This window comes from Cytobacillus pseudoceanisediminis, assembly GCF_023516215.1.
GTDB classification, from domain to species: Bacteria; Bacillota; Bacilli; order Bacillales; family Cytobacillaceae; genus Cytobacillus; species Cytobacillus pseudoceanisediminis.
Window position 1 is genome coordinate 4,384,010 of record NZ_CP097349.1, and the last position, 15,846, is coordinate 4,399,855.

The 15,846-nt window shown below is 44.2% G+C and carries 15 protein-coding genes and 2 pseudogenes; 16 read left to right on the forward strand and 1 reads right to left on the reverse strand.

Features of this window, described 5'->3' with window-relative positions; all coding sequences use genetic code 11:
• Nucleotides 1–75: 75 nt before the first annotated feature.
• The 13 genes and pseudogenes from M5V91_RS23610 (at nt 76) to M5V91_RS23670 (ending at nt 12,158) form a co-directional block, all read left to right on the forward strand.
• A complete protein-coding gene (locus M5V91_RS23610; RefSeq protein ID WP_284521524.1) occupies nt 76–2,343 on the forward strand; it encodes a S8 family serine peptidase in 2,268 nt (755 codons plus the stop codon).
• 302 nt (nt 2,344–2,645) lie between these two features.
• Entirely contained in the window at nt 2,646–2,867 is a 222-nt protein-coding gene (locus M5V91_RS23615) for an AtpZ/AtpI family protein (RefSeq protein WP_009332225.1), read from the forward strand.
• Nucleotides 2,868–2,872: 5 nt separating this feature from the next.
• Nucleotides 2,873–3,247 carry an ATP synthase subunit I gene (locus M5V91_RS23620; protein WP_009332224.1) on the forward strand — a complete coding sequence of 125 codons (375 nt, stop codon included), beginning with the start codon at nt 2,873–2,875 and terminating at the stop codon, nt 3,245–3,247.
• Between the two features lie 21 nt (nt 3,248–3,268).
• A complete protein-coding gene (gene atpB, locus M5V91_RS23625) occupies nt 3,269–3,982 on the forward strand; it encodes a F0F1 ATP synthase subunit A (protein WP_009332222.1) in 714 nt (237 codons plus the stop codon).
• 75 nt (nt 3,983–4,057) lie between these two features.
• Complete coding sequence (gene atpE / locus M5V91_RS23630) at nt 4,058–4,270, forward strand: F0F1 ATP synthase subunit C (RefSeq protein WP_009332220.1); 213 nt, start codon at nt 4,058–4,060, stop codon at nt 4,268–4,270.
• A 149-nt stretch (nt 4,271–4,419) separates the two neighbouring features.
• Nucleotides 4,420–4,941 carry a F0F1 ATP synthase subunit B gene (locus M5V91_RS23635; RefSeq protein ID WP_009332218.1) on the forward strand — a complete coding sequence of 174 codons (522 nt, stop codon included), beginning with the start codon at nt 4,420–4,422 and terminating at the stop codon, nt 4,939–4,941.
• A pseudogene (locus tag M5V91_RS23640) lies at nt 4,938–5,472 on the forward strand (F0F1 ATP synthase subunit delta). Before M5V91_RS23635 ends, M5V91_RS23640 begins: the two are co-directional and overlap by 4 nt.
• A gap of 24 nt (nt 5,473–5,496) precedes the next feature.
• On the forward strand, nt 5,497–7,005 hold the full coding sequence (gene atpA, locus M5V91_RS23645) for a F0F1 ATP synthase subunit alpha (protein WP_009332214.1): 1,509 nt from the start codon (nt 5,497–5,499) through the stop codon (nt 7,003–7,005).
• A gap of 86 nt (nt 7,006–7,091) precedes the next feature.
• Nucleotides 7,092–7,949, forward strand: coding sequence for a F0F1 ATP synthase subunit gamma (locus M5V91_RS23650; RefSeq protein ID WP_009332212.1), 858 nt, complete (start codon nt 7,092–7,094; stop codon nt 7,947–7,949).
• Nucleotides 7,950–8,142: 193 nt separating this feature from the next.
• Nucleotides 8,143–9,564: a F0F1 ATP synthase subunit beta gene (gene atpD / locus M5V91_RS23655; protein ID WP_009332211.1), complete on the forward strand. Its 1,422-nt coding sequence runs from the start codon at nt 8,143–8,145 to the stop codon at nt 9,562–9,564.
• A gap of 22 nt (nt 9,565–9,586) precedes the next feature.
• Nucleotides 9,587–9,994 (forward strand): F0F1 ATP synthase subunit epsilon, encoded by a 408-nt coding sequence (locus M5V91_RS23660; protein WP_009332209.1) that lies wholly within the window; start codon nt 9,587–9,589, stop codon nt 9,992–9,994.
• Nucleotides 9,995–10,203: 209 nt separating this feature from the next.
• Nucleotides 10,204–11,364: a cell division protein FtsZ gene (gene ftsZ / locus M5V91_RS23665; RefSeq protein WP_217026595.1), complete on the forward strand. Its 1,161-nt coding sequence runs from the start codon at nt 10,204–10,206 to the stop codon at nt 11,362–11,364.
• Between the two features lie 563 nt (nt 11,365–11,927).
• Nucleotides 11,928–12,158 (forward strand): hypothetical protein, encoded by a 231-nt coding sequence (locus tag M5V91_RS23670; protein WP_019380615.1) that lies wholly within the window; start codon nt 11,928–11,930, stop codon nt 12,156–12,158.
• Between the two features lie 62 nt (nt 12,159–12,220).
• Here the strand turns inward: M5V91_RS23670 and M5V91_RS23675 are convergent, their stop codons facing one another.
• Nucleotides 12,221–12,937 carry a LysM peptidoglycan-binding and 3D domain-containing protein gene (locus M5V91_RS23675; RefSeq protein WP_251174304.1) on the reverse strand — a complete coding sequence of 239 codons (717 nt, stop codon included), beginning with the start codon at nt 12,935–12,937 and terminating at the stop codon, nt 12,221–12,223.
• Nucleotides 12,938–13,583: 646 nt separating this feature from the next.
• Here M5V91_RS23675 and M5V91_RS23680 point away from each other — a divergent pair.
• The 3 genes and pseudogenes from M5V91_RS23680 to M5V91_RS23695 all read left to right on the forward strand — a co-directional run bounded on the left by M5V91_RS23680 (nt 13,584) and on the right by M5V91_RS23695 (nt 15,842).
• Nucleotides 13,584–13,958 (forward strand): NADH-quinone oxidoreductase subunit A, encoded by a 375-nt coding sequence (locus M5V91_RS23680; RefSeq protein ID WP_009332205.1) that lies wholly within the window; start codon nt 13,584–13,586, stop codon nt 13,956–13,958.
• The gene (locus M5V91_RS23685; RefSeq protein ID WP_019380617.1) at nt 13,949–14,461 is read left to right on the forward strand and encodes a NuoB/complex I 20 kDa subunit family protein; all 513 of its coding nucleotides are present in this window, start codon (nt 13,949–13,951) and stop codon (nt 14,459–14,461) included. Before M5V91_RS23680 ends, M5V91_RS23685 begins: the two co-directional genes overlap by 10 nt.
• 3 nt (nt 14,462–14,464) lie before the next feature.
• Nucleotides 14,465–15,842: pseudogene (locus M5V91_RS23695) on the forward strand (NADH-quinone oxidoreductase subunit C).
• Nucleotides 15,843–15,846: the final 4 nt, after the last annotated feature.

The window sequence follows — 15,846 nt, forward strand, 5'->3', positions numbered from 1 at the left end:
TTTATTTTATATCAATTTACGCATACATGGCACCTATTCAGCCCACCCTAAAACAAAAAGAGGGTGGGTTATCTTATGAAAAAATTCTTGCTGATCTTAACATTCATATCCTTCTTTTGGAGTCAAAGTACTGTTTTGGCCCGGACATTTTCACACCCTCCTATTCCGGAGGAGCCACCTGATATAGAAAAAGTGGCTATCGTCGTTCTGAAAGATGCGAAGAACGAACAGGGGATTAAGAAAATGATAGATCAAAATCCTGATCTGCAAATTAGGCATACATTCAATCAGGCGTTGAACGGCTTTTCAGTTATAGGAAAGCAATCTGCATTGCAAAGCCTGCAAAAGATAGAGTCAGTATCTTCTGTTTCACCGGTTAATACCTATCATGTACATTCCGATGACAATATCAAGCTGATTGGCGGCATTAATGCCAGAGGCTATTATGACAGAGATAATCAGCGCCTCACAGGCAAGGGTGTGAAAGTAGGCGTAATCGACACCGGCATCGATTATAATCATCCAGACTTGCGAAGGAGCTATGGCGGTGGACATGATCTGGTGGATAATGATAAGGATCCGATGGAAACAAAAGCTGCAGGGGGACAAGGCACACTGCACGGCACTCACGTCGCGGGAATCATTGCGGCAAATGGCAGAATTCAAGGGGTTGCACCAGAAGCAACCATTATCGCCTACCGGGCTCTCGGACCAGGCGGCAGCGGAACAACAGAACAAGTGATAGCGGCCATCGAACAGGCAATAAAGGATAAAGTTGATGTGTTAAACCTTTCCTTGGGAAATAACGTGAACGGACCTGACCTTCCGATAAGCATGGCCCTTAATAAAGCAGTTGAAAAGGGAATAACGGCTGTCACTTCATCGGGCAATTCGGGTCCGAATATTTGGACGGTCGGATCACCGGGAACAGCCTCGAAGGCCATTTCTGTAGGAGCCTCAACACCAACAATGAAGGTGCCATTTTTGAGCATAGGCGGGCGGGAAATTCGTCTTGATTTGCTGCAGGGTTCAAAGGATTGGGAATTTGACCGATCCTTTGAATTGGTCGATGGAGGACTCGGTCATCCTGAAGAATTGAAGAATGCCAAAGGGAAAATGGTATTAGTGGAACGAGGGGAACTAACGTTTACTGATAAGGCAGTCCATGCAATGGAAGCAGGAGCAGAGGGAATCATTATTTTTAATAATACAAAAGGCAGGTTCTTTGGCAATCTGGACAGTGGTGTTCCAATTCCAGTAGCGGCGTTATCAAAGGAAGAAGGAGAGGAGCTCAAGAAGAACATTAATGAAGGAAGACTCCTTGCCCGGACTAATATAATAGAAGAAAGGGATATCCTGGCTGACTTCAGTTCCCGCGGACCCGTTACATCAACATGGGAAATCAAGCCGGATGTTGTGGCACCTGGAGTCGCCATAAATAGCACCATTCCTGGCGGTTACCTGCCGCTGCAGGGGACTAGCATGGCCGCTCCGCACGTCGCAGGGGCCTGTGCCATCCTGAAACAGTCTCATCCCGAATGGGGGCCGGAACGGATTAAGGCAGTACTTATGAATACGGCTAAGCTTCTTATGAATACAGAAGGAAAAACATATAGAACTTATGAGCAGGGAGCAGGCAGAATCCAGCTTGATCAAGCGCTGAGAGCAGAAACGCTTGTCCTCCCGGCCTCTCTGCAGTTTGGGAAATTTCAGATCGCGGACAGGCTGCATGAACACAGCAGTTTTATAGCGGTTGAAAATATTAGTGAGAAAACGCAGACCTACTCCTTTTCTGTACCTTATAAGGCACAGGGCATCAATTGGGAAATGCCTATGACATTTCAATTAAACCCAGGTGATAAGAAAAAGGTGGAAATCAAAATGTCGGCAGACCCGACTCTTTTAAAGAAAAAGATCTATGATGGGTACCTGCTTATGAAGGCAGGTGCCGAAAGCATCAGAATTCCCTATCTTTATGTGCTTGAAGAGCCGGATTATCCAAGGGTGATGGGATTCGGACTGGGCAAAGGAGATAAGCCGGGCACGTATCGCTATGAAGTGTATCTTCCTGGCGGGGCAGAAGAGTTCGGAATTGCCATGTTTGATTCGGAAAGCCTCCGCTTCATGGGATATCTTGACTGGAAAAGAAATGCAGGCAAAGGACAGCTGCTGCAGGAAATTCCGGCAGATAAGCTTCCCGGGCCTGGGCTGTACCTTGCAAAGGTGTTTGCCAAAAAAGCCGGCAAGGAAGATTGGATTGAAACCTACCTATTTGTGAGGCCGGATGGGCAGCTCGGGGACCCGGAACCTTCGGTAAACAAGCGGACCACTCAAAGTAAGTGATAATGTTAATTTAAAGCGTTTTCAGGAGCGATGCAGAAACTCGCTCCTTTTTCAATAGATATCCAAAAATTAAATGTGATAAATATGTGAACATACCATATTTTTACCTTTTTGTTTGTGAACTTTTTCACTCCAAACGCATTGACATTGACAAAGCCCTATTGTATGCTTACAAAGGGTAAAAGATGATAGGGTTTTCAAAATATTTGTGCAGACATATTTCCCACTTCTGCATGATGTTAATATGATTAATTATGGCCTCAAAACCCACTTACCATTCTCTTAAGGGAGGATGCGTTTTTATGCGTCAAAAAGACCGCAACCCATTTAAGGCGATGGCCTTAATGTCCGCCATTCTTTCTCAGTTAGTAGGTTCCACGCTCATTGGCATTTTCGCCGGAAGGTGGCTTGACAGCAAGGCAGGAACAGAGCCGTTATTCCTATTGGTCGGTTTGTTCATTGGACTGGGCGCCGGGATTTACGCCATGCTTCGCTTAATCCAACATTTCTTCACAGGAGAATGAACATCATGCCGGAAATCAAAGTAACTTTTCAAAGACAGCGAAAATACATATTCCTTTTGTTGTCTGTATACGTTCTCGGCTGGGGGTTTACACCTTATCAATCTATTTTTCTGGGCTTGATATTTGGTACAAGCTTAAGCCTGTTCAATTTGTGGCTGATTTCACGAAAGGCGCTGCAGTTTGGAGAGGCAGTCGAGAGAGGCGAGAAGGTGCGTTCACTTGGAACGGTATCCAGAATGGCTACAGCAGTATTTGCTGTGATGATCGCTCTGGAATATCCGGATAAGCTGCATCTGATCAGTGTGGTATTTGGATTAATGACATCCTATATTGTCATTATGATAGATTATTTTCTTCAATCTTTTCAATTACGTAAATAGCGGGAAGAGAGGTGAACACTATTGCATCATGAAGCTCCTATAGTGGACTTTTTAGGATTGAATTTTAACTTATCAAACGTACTGATGATTACAGTGGCAAGTGCTATTGTTTTCATTATTGCTTTGCTTTCAACCCGTCGATTGGCCATGAAACCAACGGGGATGCAAAATTTCTTCGAATGGATTATGGATTTTGTTAAGAATATCATTAACAGCACGATGGACTGGAAGACAGGCGGAAGATTCCACATCCTTGGATTAACCCTGATCATGTATATCTTTGTTTCAAACATGCTCGGACTTCCGTTCGCAATCACTTATGATCACACTTTATGGTGGAAATCGCCGACAGCCGATCCTGTTATCACATTAACATTAGCGGCAATGGTTGTTGGGCTTTCGCATTACTATGGCGTAAAGCTTAAAGGAGTAGGAGAATACGGCCGGGATTTTATCAGGCCAATGCCTTTCTTGTTCCCATTGAAAATCATTGAAGAGTTTGCAAACACTCTGACGTTGGGACTTCGTCTTTACGGTAATATCTATGCAGGTGAAATCCTGCTGACATTGCTTGTCGGAGGACTGGCTCACGCCGGTGTAGGCGGAATGCTTGCAGCAATCCTGCCGACACTTGTATGGCAAGGATTCTCAATCTTTGTCGGATCTATCCAGGCATTCATTTTCTGTATGTTAACAATGGTTTATATGGCACACAAAGTGAGCCATGACCATTAATATATACCTGTTCATTTCATGGACAAAACATTTTAAACAAATAAATTTTCATACAATTTAAGGAGGAACTCAATAATGGGTCTTTTAGCAGCAGCAATTGCAATCGGTTTAGCAGCACTAGGTGCCGGTATCGGTAACGGTCTTATCGTATCAAAAACAGTTGAAGGTATGGCTCGCCAGCCAGAAGCTCGCGGTATGCTTCAAACTACAATGTTCATCGGGGTTGCGTTAGTAGAGGCTGTTCCGATCATCGGCGTAGTTATCGCGTTCATGGTTATCGGCGGTTAATTAATACTGTACCAATCGTTCTAAATGGCGAAGATCATTCTATGAACCTTCGCCATTCCTTTATGTTTTTTTACCTTAAAACTAATTCGGAATCATGCATATGACTCCGTTTCATAAGTGGAACAACTCTTGAAGGGAGTGAATCGAGGGTGTTAACAAACAGTCTAGTATTAGGCGCTGCAGGCGGCGGTTTTAACGGCGGGGACATTTTGTACCAGCTGATCATGTTCATCATCTTGTTGGCATTGCTGAAAAAATTCGCGTGGGGTCCTTTAATGGGCATTATGCAGCAGCGTGAAGAGCACATTGCCAGTGAAATCCAAGCGGCAGAAGAAAGCCGTACAGAAGCAAAAAAACTTTTAGAAGAGCAAAGAAATCTTTTAAAAGAAGCACGTACAGAAGCACAGGGCCTTATCGAAAATGCGAAGAAACAAGGCGACGTGCAGCGTGAGGAAATCATTGCGGCTGCCCGCACTGAGTCTGAACGCATTAAGGAATCTGCTAAGCTTGAAATCGAGCAGCAGAAAGAACAGGCGGTTGCCGCTATCCGCGAGCAGGTCGCTTCATTGTCTGTCCTAATTGCTTCCAAGGTTATTGAGAAGGAATTAAGCGCAGCTGATCAAGAAAAGCTGATCAATGAATACATTCAAGAGGCAGGAGAAAAGCGATGACGGGCTCCACAGTAGCAAAGCGCTACGCGTTGGCTCTTTTCCAGCTTGCGAATGAACACCAGCTTCTTGACCAAATGGAAGAAGAGCTTCGTGCAGTGAAAGAAGTAGTAACTAATAACTCAGATTTAAAGTCTGTATTGAAATCTCCAAAGCTTTCAATTGAGAAGAAAAAGAGATTTTAAAAGACGCATTTGCATCTGTGAACACGTTTGTATTAAATACGTTAATGATACTAATTGAACGCCACCGAGAAGATCATATCTCTGATGTGGCAGATCATTTTATAAGCCTTGCGAATGACAAAAAAGGGATTGCGGATGCGAAAGTTTACACTGTTCGTCCGCTGACTGAAGCAGAGAAGGAAGCATTATCTGTGTCATTTGCAGCTAAGGTTGGAAAAAATCACTTCGTATTGACAATATAGTTGATACTAACTTGCTCGGCGGCATCAAGCTTCGAATCGGAAACCGGATTTTCGACGGCAGCTTGCGCGGGAAGCTTGAGCGTCTTGAACGTCAATTATTAGGCTAAGATTCGTAGATAGGGGTGAAACTCATGAGCATCAATGCTGAAGAAATCAGTGCGCTGATAAAAAAGCAAATCGAAAACTATCAGTCGGAAATTCAAGTGAGTGATGTAGGTACGGTTATCTCTGTTGGTGACGGTATCGCTCGTGCTCATGGCCTCGACAATGTCATGGCTGGAGAACTTGTTGAATTTTCAAACGGCGTTATGGGTATGGCACAAAACCTTGAAGAAAATAACGTCGGTATTATCATTTTAGGACCATTTACAGAAATCCGTGAAGGCGATGAAGTACGCCGTACGGGCCGCATCATGGAGGTACCGGTTGGTGAAGAACTAATCGGCCGCGTAGTAAACCCTCTTGGACAGCCAGTAGATGGCATGGGACCAATCAACACAACAAAATCACGTCCAATTGAAAGCCCGGCACCAGGTGTTATGGATCGTAAATCTGTACACGAGCCGCTTCAGACAGGCATCAAGGCGATTGACGCTCTTGTGCCAATCGGCCGCGGACAGCGTGAGTTAATCATCGGTGACCGTCAAACAGGTAAAACATCCGTTGCAATTGATACAATCCTGAACCAAAAAGATCAGGATATGGTATGTATCTATGTAGCAATCGGACAAAAAGAATCTACTGTTCGTAATGCAGTAGAAACACTTCGTAAGCAGGGTGCCTTAGATTACACAATTGTTGTAACAGCATCTGCATCACAGCCTGCTCCATTGCTATACTTAGCTCCTTACGCTGGTGTAACAATGGGTGAAGAGTTCATGTACAACGGGAAGCACGTTCTTGTTGTGTATGATGACTTAACAAAGCAAGCTTCTGCTTACCGTGAGCTTTCATTGCTATTGCGCCGTCCTCCAGGCCGTGAAGCATATCCAGGGGACGTATTCTACTTGCACAGCCGCTTGCTTGAGCGCGCTGCGAAGCTAAGCGATGCGAAAGGTGCAGGTTCAATCACTGCGCTTCCATTTATCGAAACACAAGCAGGGGACGTATCTGCTTATATTCCAACAAACGTTATCTCAATCACTGACGGACAAATTTTCCTTCAGTCAGACCTATTCTTCTCCGGTGTACGTCCGGCGATCAACGCAGGTCTTTCTGTATCACGGGTAGGTGGATCTGCACAGATCAAAGCAATGAAAAAGGTTGCAGGTACACTGCGTCTTGACCTTGCTTCATACCGTGAACTTGAATCTTTTGCCCAGTTCGGTTCTGACCTTGATAAAGCAACACAGGCTAAACTTAACCGTGGTGCCCGTACAGTAGAGGTTCTAAAGCAGGATCTTAACAAGCCGTTAAAAGTTGAGAAGCAGGTTGCAATCCTTTACGCTCTAACTCGCGGCTTCTTAGATGACATTCCTGTACAGGATATTCGTCGTTTCGAATCTGAATTCCTTTCATGGTTAGACCATAACCGCAAAGATTTGTTAGACCATATCGTGGCTACTAAAGAACTTCCTTCTGATGACGATATGGCATCTGCGATTAACGACTTTAAGAAAACTTTCGCAGTATCCGAATAATCGAGATTGCCCGGATGGGGAAGTGCTCCCCATCTAAGGCACCTCAATTCGGTTCTGACAAACTTGTATAAGGGTGGTGAGAACCTGTGGCATCATTACGCGATATAAAAAATCGTATTACTTCTACGAAGAAAACGAGTCAAATTACAAAAGCAATGCAGATGGTATCAGCTGCGAAAATGAATAAGGCAGAAATGAATGCAAAGTCATTCGTGCCTTACATGGAGAAAATCCAGGAAGTTACGGCATCCATCGCTTTGGGAAGCAAAGATGTATCACATCCAATGCTGACCAGCCGCCCTGTCAAGAAAACTGGTTACCTGGTAATCACGTCTGACCGCGGACTTGCGGGAGCTTATAACAGTAACGTATTGCGAAATGTCTACCAGACGATTCAAAAGCGCCATAAATCACCTGATGAGTATGCAATCATTGCGATCGGACGTGTTGGCCGCGACTTTTTCAAAAAGCGCAATATGAACGTCATTCTGGATATCGTTGCCGTTGCAGACCAGCCAGCATTTGCTGAAATCAAAGATATTGCCAGCAAAACAGTTGGCATGTTTGCTGATGAGACATTTGATGAATTATATATGTACTACAGCCATTATGTCAGCGCGATTCAACAGGATGTAACAGAGAAGAAGCTTCTTCCGCTTACGGATATCTCCAGCTCGAAAAAGCTTACATCATATGAGTTTGAACCTTCCGCTGAAGAAATTTTAAAAGTATTGCTGCCTCAATACGCTGAAAGCTTAATCTACGGTGCGCTATTAGACAGTAAGGCAAGTGAGCATGCTGCAAGGATGACAGCGATGCAGAATGCAACGGATAATGCTAAAGATCTTATTAACTCATTAAGCTTAAGCTACAACCGTGCACGTCAGGCAGCCATCACGCAGGAAATTACCGAAATCGTCGGCGGAGCAGCCGCGTTAGAATAATAAAGAAAAGCAGAAGCGCCTCGATCAGCCCCTAAAAGCATAAGACGAGCCCTGCAGGAAGGTGTTCTATCCTTCCGGAAGGAAATGGCTTATGACTCGAGGGGCTAGGCGCCGGAGCTAGACAAACGAAAAGCGGAGTTAGCAGGTGAGTGTTGCCTGCTCTCCATTATGTAAAACGAACGGAGGGAAAAAGATGAACAAAGGACGCGTTCTTCAAGTTATGGGTCCGGTTGTTGACGTAAAGTTCGAAAGCGGCCAGCTTCCTGAGATCTATAATGCATTGACTGTTACAAATCCTGCGCGTAACGAATCTGAAGTTGACATCAACTTAACCCTTGAAGTTGCCCTTCATTTAGGTGATGATACAGTCCGTACCATTGCAATGTCTTCTACTGACGGCTTACAGCGCGGAAGTGAAGTTGTTGACACGGGTGCTTCAATCTCTGTACCAGTAGGTGATGTAACACTTGGACGTGTATTCAACGTACTTGGTGAATCAATCGACTTAGATCCTGCAATCCCTGCAGATGCCCGTCGTGATTCTATCCACAGAGAGGCTCCTAAGTTTGAGCAGCTTTCTACTGAAGTAGAAATTCTTGAAACTGGAATTAAGGTAGTAGACCTTCTTGCTCCATACATTAAAGGTGGTAAGATCGGTCTGTTCGGTGGTGCCGGTGTAGGTAAAACCGTATTAATCCAGGAATTGATCAATAACATCGCTCAGGAGCACGGCGGTATTTCCGTATTTGCCGGTGTAGGTGAGCGTACTCGTGAAGGTAATGACCTTTATCATGAAATGACAGATTCAGGCGTTATCAAGAAAACAGCGATGGTATTCGGTCAGATGAACGAGCCGCCAGGAGCGCGTATGCGTGTTGCCCTGACAGGTTTGACAATGGCAGAATTCTTCCGTGATGACCAGGGACAGGACGTTCTTTTCTTCATGGATAACATCTTCCGTTTCACACAGGCAGGTTCAGAGGTATCAGCCCTATTAGGCCGTATGCCATCTGCCGTTGGTTACCAGCCGACACTTGCAACTGAAATGGGTAAATTACAGGAACGTATCACATCTACTAACGTAGGTTCTGTTACTTCCATCCAGGCGATTTACGTACCAGCCGATGACTATACGGATCCGGCTCCGGCTACAACTTTCGCCCACTTAGATGCAACAACTAACCTTGAGCGTAAGCTTTCTGAGATGGGTATCTACCCAGCGGTGGATCCGCTCGCTTCCACTTCCCGTGCATTGTCACCGGAAATCGTTGGCGAAGAGCACTACTCAGTTGCACGCCAGGTGCAGCAGACATTACAGCGTTACAGAGAACTTCAGGATATCATCGCGATTCTTGGTATGGACGAGCTTTCTGATGAAGATAAGCTAGTCGTAGCACGTGCACGCCGTATCCAGTTCTTCTTATCACAAAACTTCCACGTCGCTGAGCAGTTTACTGGCCAGCCAGGTTCATACGTACCGGTTAAAGAAACTGTTAAAGGTTTCAAAGATATTCTTGAAGGAAAGTATGACCACCTGCCAGAAGATGCATTCCGACTTGTCGGCCGAATCGAAGAAGTTATCGAGAGTGCTAAGAAAATGGGCGTAGAGGTCTAATTCTGGACCAGGAGGGTAAAAAATGAAGACGATTAAAGTCAGTGTTGTTACTCCCGATGGCCCGGTGTATGAATCAGATGTGGAAATGGTAAGCACAAAAGCTCAAAGCGGTGAGCTTGGAATTTTACCTGGACACATTCCAATGGTTGCACCGTTACAAATTGGAGCCGTTCGTTTAAAAAACGGCGGAAAAACTGATTTCGTCGCAGTCAGCGGCGGATTCCTGGAAGTTCGTCCGGAGCAGGTAACGATATTAGCGCAATCTGCTGAGCAGGCAGAAGAAATTGATGTAGAGCGTGCCGTTCGTGCGAAACAGCGTGCTGAACAGCGCCTGAATGAGCAGAAGCGTGAAAACATTGATTTTCGCCGTGCAGAGCTTGCACTTCAGCGTGCAATTAATCGGATCGAAGTTTCGGAAAGAAAGTTCTAATAAAAACATCAGCACCCCTGGCTTTGCTGGGGGTGTTTTTTATAGTAATATTTACCACCGGAATTTTAAGAAAATTGCCCCAAAAAATAGATAAATCACTCGAATTCTTTCATATAGGCCTTTACAATAGAAGAGAGTAGACCTTTAAAGGGTTACTCTCTTTTTTAAAGCAATCATGCAAGTCTATTTGAATTAAAGGAGGAGCCGCAATGCTGGAGTTTGATACAAATATAGACCAATATGCTACGATCAAAGTCATCGGTGTCGGAGGCGGGGGAAACAACGCTGTAAACAGGATGATTGAACATGGAGTTGAGGGAGTAGAGTTTATTGCTGTTAATACAGATGGACAAGCTCTAAATCAATCAAAGGCAGAAGTAACCATGCAAATCGGCGCTACCTTAACGAGGGGCCTGGGAGCAGGGGCAAATCCTGATGTAGGCAGGAAGGCGGCTGAAGAAAGTGAAAGCCAGCTTCGTGAAGTATTGAAGGGTGCTGACATGGTATTCGTTACTGCCGGAATGGGCGGCGGAACTGGAACTGGTGCTGCTCCTGCCATTGCACGCATTGCCCGTGAAGTAGGCGCTCTGACAATTGGTGTGGTAACCCGCCCCTTCAAGTTCGAGGGCCGCAAGCGTGCAGCCAATGCAGATGCAGGCATTGAGGCAATGAAAAAAGCAGTCGATACGCTAATTATTATTCCAAATGATCGCTTATTAGAGATTATTGATAAGAAAACACCTATGCTTGAAGCGTTTATGGAAGCGGATAATGTCCTCCGCCAGGGAGTCCAGGGTATTTCTGATTTGATTGCCGTTCCTGGTTTAATCAATCTCGATTTTGCCGATGTTAAAACAGTTATGTCCCATAAAGGAACAGCCTTGATGGGGATTGGAATTGCCACAGGGGAAGACCGTGCGGCTGAAGCAGCCCGTAAAGCAATATCAAGTCCTTTATTAGAAACGTCCATTAATGGAGCCCGCGGCGTCATCATGAATATTACAGGCGGTGCTAATATCAGCTTATATGAAGTGCAAGAGGCTGCAGATATCGTCGCCTCCGCTTCAGACGAGGAAGTGAATATGATTTTTGGCTCGGTCATCAATGATTCCCTAAAGGAAGAAATACTTGTTACGGTTATTGCGACTGGCTTTAACGAGCAAGAGGAATTACGTGCCAAACCTAGTTCAAAACCATCAGCAGAAAGAGACTATGCTCATACATATCAGTATGCAGAAGAACCAAGCAATCGCCGGCCGGTTAGAGAACAAAGGGAACCGATTCAGGAAGATTACCGGGTGCAGGCTGACCCGCAAGAAGAGTCACTTGATACCCCGGCGTTCCTTAGAAACCGAAGAAGACGCTATTAATAAAAAACAGGCTGCCTTTTAGAGGGCAGCCTGTTTTTAGGTGAACTTAATCGAATGGAATTGATGGTTGATATGTTGGTGGGTGAGTGGCTAATAGCCGCAATCCGGGTTTTATACATAAGAAAGGACAGGCATAGGCCTGTCCTTGTATTATTTTAATACTTTGTCTGGTCATATAGGGTTAACTGATCCAGGTTTTTATGCACGGTCATAAGCTTTTTGAGAAGGCTCATGAACTTTTGTTTATCTTCAAAAGGAGTGACGTCTAGTTCTTTTTTAGCTCATTGCTTTTTTTAACGAGCTCATCGAATTTTTGAATAACTGGGCAGTTGTTTTTAGTCATATGAATTTCTCCTAATTTAAGCTCTTGAGATAACTTTATCACAAAATATAATTTCATGGGAAACAGCCGTGTGACATTTATATTAAAAACAAATGGCCTTTTTAACTAATTTAACTATTTTGTTAAATGTGTCAGATTCTGTTGAAACCCGGGGAATAGAGTCATATATTATCAACATGGCTTAGAATGACAAGGCTTAAGAAAACCAGGGGTGAGATCCTTGTCGACTGTATTATTTGGAACGATAGAATACTATGAAAGAGAATTAATCAGCTACTTTACAAATAATCATATAAGCAATAAGGGTGATGCAACCATGAAAATATTCATCATGCTTGAAGCGGAGATTTTCAATGTATTTTTATTTGACGAAGCGATTCGGATAAAATGTATGCAAAATCTATTAAAAGCCTTTTGCCGGGTGTCTGAAACATACCTGGTTAAAAAGTAGCCATTATTATGAATAGCACAATTAAGAGGTCCCTGTGTGAGAGACCTCTTCGTTAATTGCAATTAATTCAGAATCGTAACTTTTACCTCTTTTCTTCCCCATTGCATGGCATCTGGTGTGGCAGGAATAAACACATCAATTTCATTTCCCTTAATTCCTCCGCCAATATCCTCGGCAGTAGCATACCCGTATCCTTCTACAAATACTTTAGAACCCAAAGGAATTACGTCCGGATCCACCGCAATAACTTTTGCATCCGGGTTATCAATAAGATTTACTCCTGTTTTAGTAATGCCGATGCATCCTTCACAGCTGGCTGTATAGGCAGTTGCCGTGACAGTCAGGTTTTTGCCTGCTTCAGCTACAGGCTGTCCTGTGTTAGCGGCTTTTACAACTGTTTTAGATTTTATTTCCTTCGCAGAGCCATTTTTATAGATGATAAGCTCTAAACCGGGTTTAATAACGTCTGAGTTTAGCTGATTCCATTTTTTGAGGTTATGTACTGTAATACCGTATGTTTTGGCAATATTCCATAGTGTATCACCGGATTTTACTATGTATATTTCTTCAGGTGAAACATCGAGTTTATCATTTGGATGAATCAAATCCCCGGCTAGACCATTCCAGTTTTTAATATCCTGAACGGTCACTTCATGTTTTTGTGCTATGGACCAAAGGGTATCCCCTTTGTTTACAGTTACTTCTTCTGCATATGCGCTCGCACCTGCTGTACTCCAGATGGTTAAAGCTGTGAGCAGATAATAAAAATATTTTTTCATATTAAAGCCTCCTAATAGCTTGGTTGACAATTTCTATGCTAGCACAGAAAATTCAGAGAAAAAGAACAGGGGAGTTATAATTTAATTACGCACATTTCAAGAAATTAACGAAGAAACGGCAAAACATAATAATGTTCATAATAGATGAACAAAAAGCATCAGAAATGGTCATATTTGATACATTTAATCCTTAAGATGGTTTAAATAGAAACTTTTGTATGTGATTTATTTTCCGATATGTCGGTGCTGTATATTGATAGAACAGAAACTGACCGATAAATTGGAAAAGTGGCCGATAAACTTAAGGAGCAATGAATGCAAAAAACTCAGGCTTAAAATAAAAAACTCTTTTAAGGTGTTAAATATCTCACTGACAAAGCAGGGGGTTTAATTTTTAATGGTAGATAAATATAAATGAAGATTTTAATGGATATTGACTGGGGGCAAGCTCATATAATCTGGAGAAGGTGTTAAACCAGCTGGGAAGTGCGTATGGAAATTCTCTTCCGGCGATCCGATTTGAGGCCTAGATAGAATTTCCAATAATAGTCTGAGGTTGTGTCGACACATGGGGGAGTAGGGTGTATAATGGTTACGGTTACATGTTTAAATGTTGTGAAAATTTTCAGCATTGGAGGGGATAGGCATGGAGCTTTGGAATTTATATCAGAATAACTATTTGATAGTTTTTGTGTTTTTGTGCCTGGGAGTTTTACTGCCTGTGGTGGCTTTGTTTTTGGGAAAGCTTTTGCGGCCCTATAAGCCATATGATACGAAGTATACCACATATGAGAGCGGGATTGAGCCATTCCATGATTCGAGGGTGCAGTTCAATGTCCGCTATTATATTTTTGCCCTGATGTTTGTCATTTTTGATGTAGAGACGGTATTTTTGTATCCTTGGGCTGTGGCCTATGAGAAACTTGGTATTTTTGCATTGATTGAGATGCTGATTTTTGTATTTATGCTAGTAATTGGACTTGTTTATGCATGGAAAAAGAAGGTGCTGAAATGGATTTAAAGTTGGATAATATTTCACCAGAAGAAATGGAAGAACTGCAGCGAAATGTGTTTATGGCAACTTTGGAACAGATTAAAGCGTGGGCGCGGAGTAATTCATTGTGGCCAATGACCTTCGGGCTTGCTTGTTGTGCCATTGAAATGATGGGTGTTGGTTCATCGCATTACGATTTGGACCGTTTCGGATCTTTTTTCCGTACATCTCCCCGCCAGTCTGATGTCATGATTGTTTCAGGTACAGTAACAAAGAAAATGGCGCCAATCGTCCGCCGTCTTTACGATCAAATGCCTGAACCAAAATGGGTGATTGCAATGGGCTCCTGTGCAACAGCGGGAGGGCCATATGTTAAATCTTATTCAGTTGTAAAAGGGGTCGACCAGATTGTCCCTGTTGATGTATACATACCAGGATGCCCGCCGAACCCGGCAGCATTGATTTATGGAATTAATAAGCTAAAGGAAAAAATCCGTTATGAGGCTAAGACTGGGAAGAAGGTGATCTAACCTATGAGCGGAGAAAAGGATCTTGAACAGCTGAAAAAGAAGCAGCAGCTAAAGCGAAGGCTGCAGCTCTGGCTAAAATGAAGGCGAAAGAGCAGGGTGAAGCGAAGGAAGAAACACCTGCAGAAGACATGGATCTGGCTAAGCAAAAAGCCGCCGCAGCTGCGAAGGCAAAGGCTGCTGCCCTAGCAAAGATGAAAGCGAAAGAACAGGGGGAAGCGAAAGAAGAATCCCCAGCAGAAGACATGGATCTGGCCAAGCAAAAAGCTGCTGCCGCTGCGAAGGCAAAGGCCGAAGCACTGGCTAAAATGAAGGCGAAAGAGCAGGGGAAGCGAAAGAAGAAACCCCAACAGAAGACATGGATCTGGCCAAGCAAAAAGCCGCCGCAGCTGCGAAGGCAAAGGCTGCAGCACTGGCTAAAATGAAGGCGAAAGAGCAGGGCGAAGCGAAGGAAGAATCCCCAGCAGAAGACATGGATCTGGCCAAGCAAAAAGCCGCTGCCGCTGCGAAGGCGAAGGCTGCAGCACTGGCTAAAGTGAAGGCGAAAGAGCAGGGTGAAGCGAAGGAAGAATCCCCAGCAGAAGATATGGACATTGCCAAGCAAAAAGCCGCCGCCGCCGCAAAAGCAAAGGCCGCCGCAGCAGCTAAGGCGAAAGCCGCTGCTCAAGCAAAACAAGCTGGCGGGGATGACGAGAAAGCAAAGGCTATTGCAGCCGCAAAGGCGAAAGCCGCCGCTGCAGCAAAAGCAAAATTAGCTGCGGCAGGCAAAGCTGGCGGATCAGCTGATGATGAAAAGGCCAAGGCAATCGCAGCCGCAAAGGCAAAGGCCGCCGCCGCAGCTGCCGCAAAGGCAAAAGCTGCCGGAAGCAAGGCAGACACTGAACCGGCTGCAGAAAAAGCGCCATCCGTTAATCAGCCTTATCTTGATAAATATGTAAAGGTAATTGAAGAGAATCTTGGTGCTGACGTTCTTGAAGAGTACTATATTAATGATCTTTCCAAGGATGTGCCTACTTTAGTGGCCAAGGCTGAATCATATTTTAAATTGGCAGAATTCCTGAAATATAATGAACAACTTGGTTTTGATTACCTATCAGAGCTTCATGGCACTGATTTTGAGACGCATATGGAAGTGTATGCTCATTTATACTCATACAAAAAGCGCCAATCTGTAGCCCTTAAGGTTAAAATTGACCGCGATAAGCCGGAAATTGATTCTCTGCAGCCGTTATGGGCTGGAGCGGATTGGCCGGAATGTGAAACGTATGATTTGCTGGGCATTCAGTTCAAGGGCCACCCTAATTTATATCGGATTATGCTTGGGGAAGACTGGATTGGGCATCCGCTGCGCAAAGACTATGAACCGTACGATGTGGAGGTGTAACCAA

Excerpts from the sequence above, each read along its gene's own strand:
- M5V91_RS23610 (WP_284521524.1), top strand. The coding sequence starts at position 76 with ATGAAAAAATTCTTGCTGATCTTAACATTCATATCCTTCTTTTGGAGT.
- M5V91_RS23615 (WP_009332225.1), top strand. The coding sequence starts at position 2,646 with ATGCGTCAAAAAGACCGCAACCCATTTAAGGCGATGGCCTTAATGTCC.
- M5V91_RS23620 (WP_009332224.1), top strand. The coding sequence starts at position 2,873 with ATGCCGGAAATCAAAGTAACTTTTCAAAGACAGCGAAAATACATATTC.
- atpE (WP_009332220.1), top strand. The coding sequence starts at position 4,058 with ATGGGTCTTTTAGCAGCAGCAATTGCAATCGGTTTAGCAGCACTAGGT.
- atpA (WP_009332214.1), top strand. The coding sequence starts at position 5,497 with ATGAGCATCAATGCTGAAGAAATCAGTGCGCTGATAAAAAAGCAAATC.
- atpD (WP_009332211.1), top strand. The coding sequence starts at position 8,143 with ATGAACAAAGGACGCGTTCTTCAAGTTATGGGTCCGGTTGTTGACGTA.
- M5V91_RS23660 (WP_009332209.1), top strand. The coding sequence starts at position 9,587 with ATGAAGACGATTAAAGTCAGTGTTGTTACTCCCGATGGCCCGGTGTAT.
- ftsZ (WP_217026595.1), top strand. The coding sequence starts at position 10,204 with ATGCTGGAGTTTGATACAAATATAGACCAATATGCTACGATCAAAGTC.
- M5V91_RS23675 (WP_251174304.1), bottom strand. The coding sequence starts at position 12,937 with ATGAAAAAATATTTTTATTATCTGCTCACAGCTTTAACCATCTGGAGT.
- M5V91_RS23680 (WP_009332205.1), top strand. The coding sequence starts at position 13,584 with ATGGAGCTTTGGAATTTATATCAGAATAACTATTTGATAGTTTTTGTG.
- M5V91_RS23685 (WP_019380617.1), top strand. The coding sequence starts at position 13,949 with ATGGATTTAAAGTTGGATAATATTTCACCAGAAGAAATGGAAGAACTG.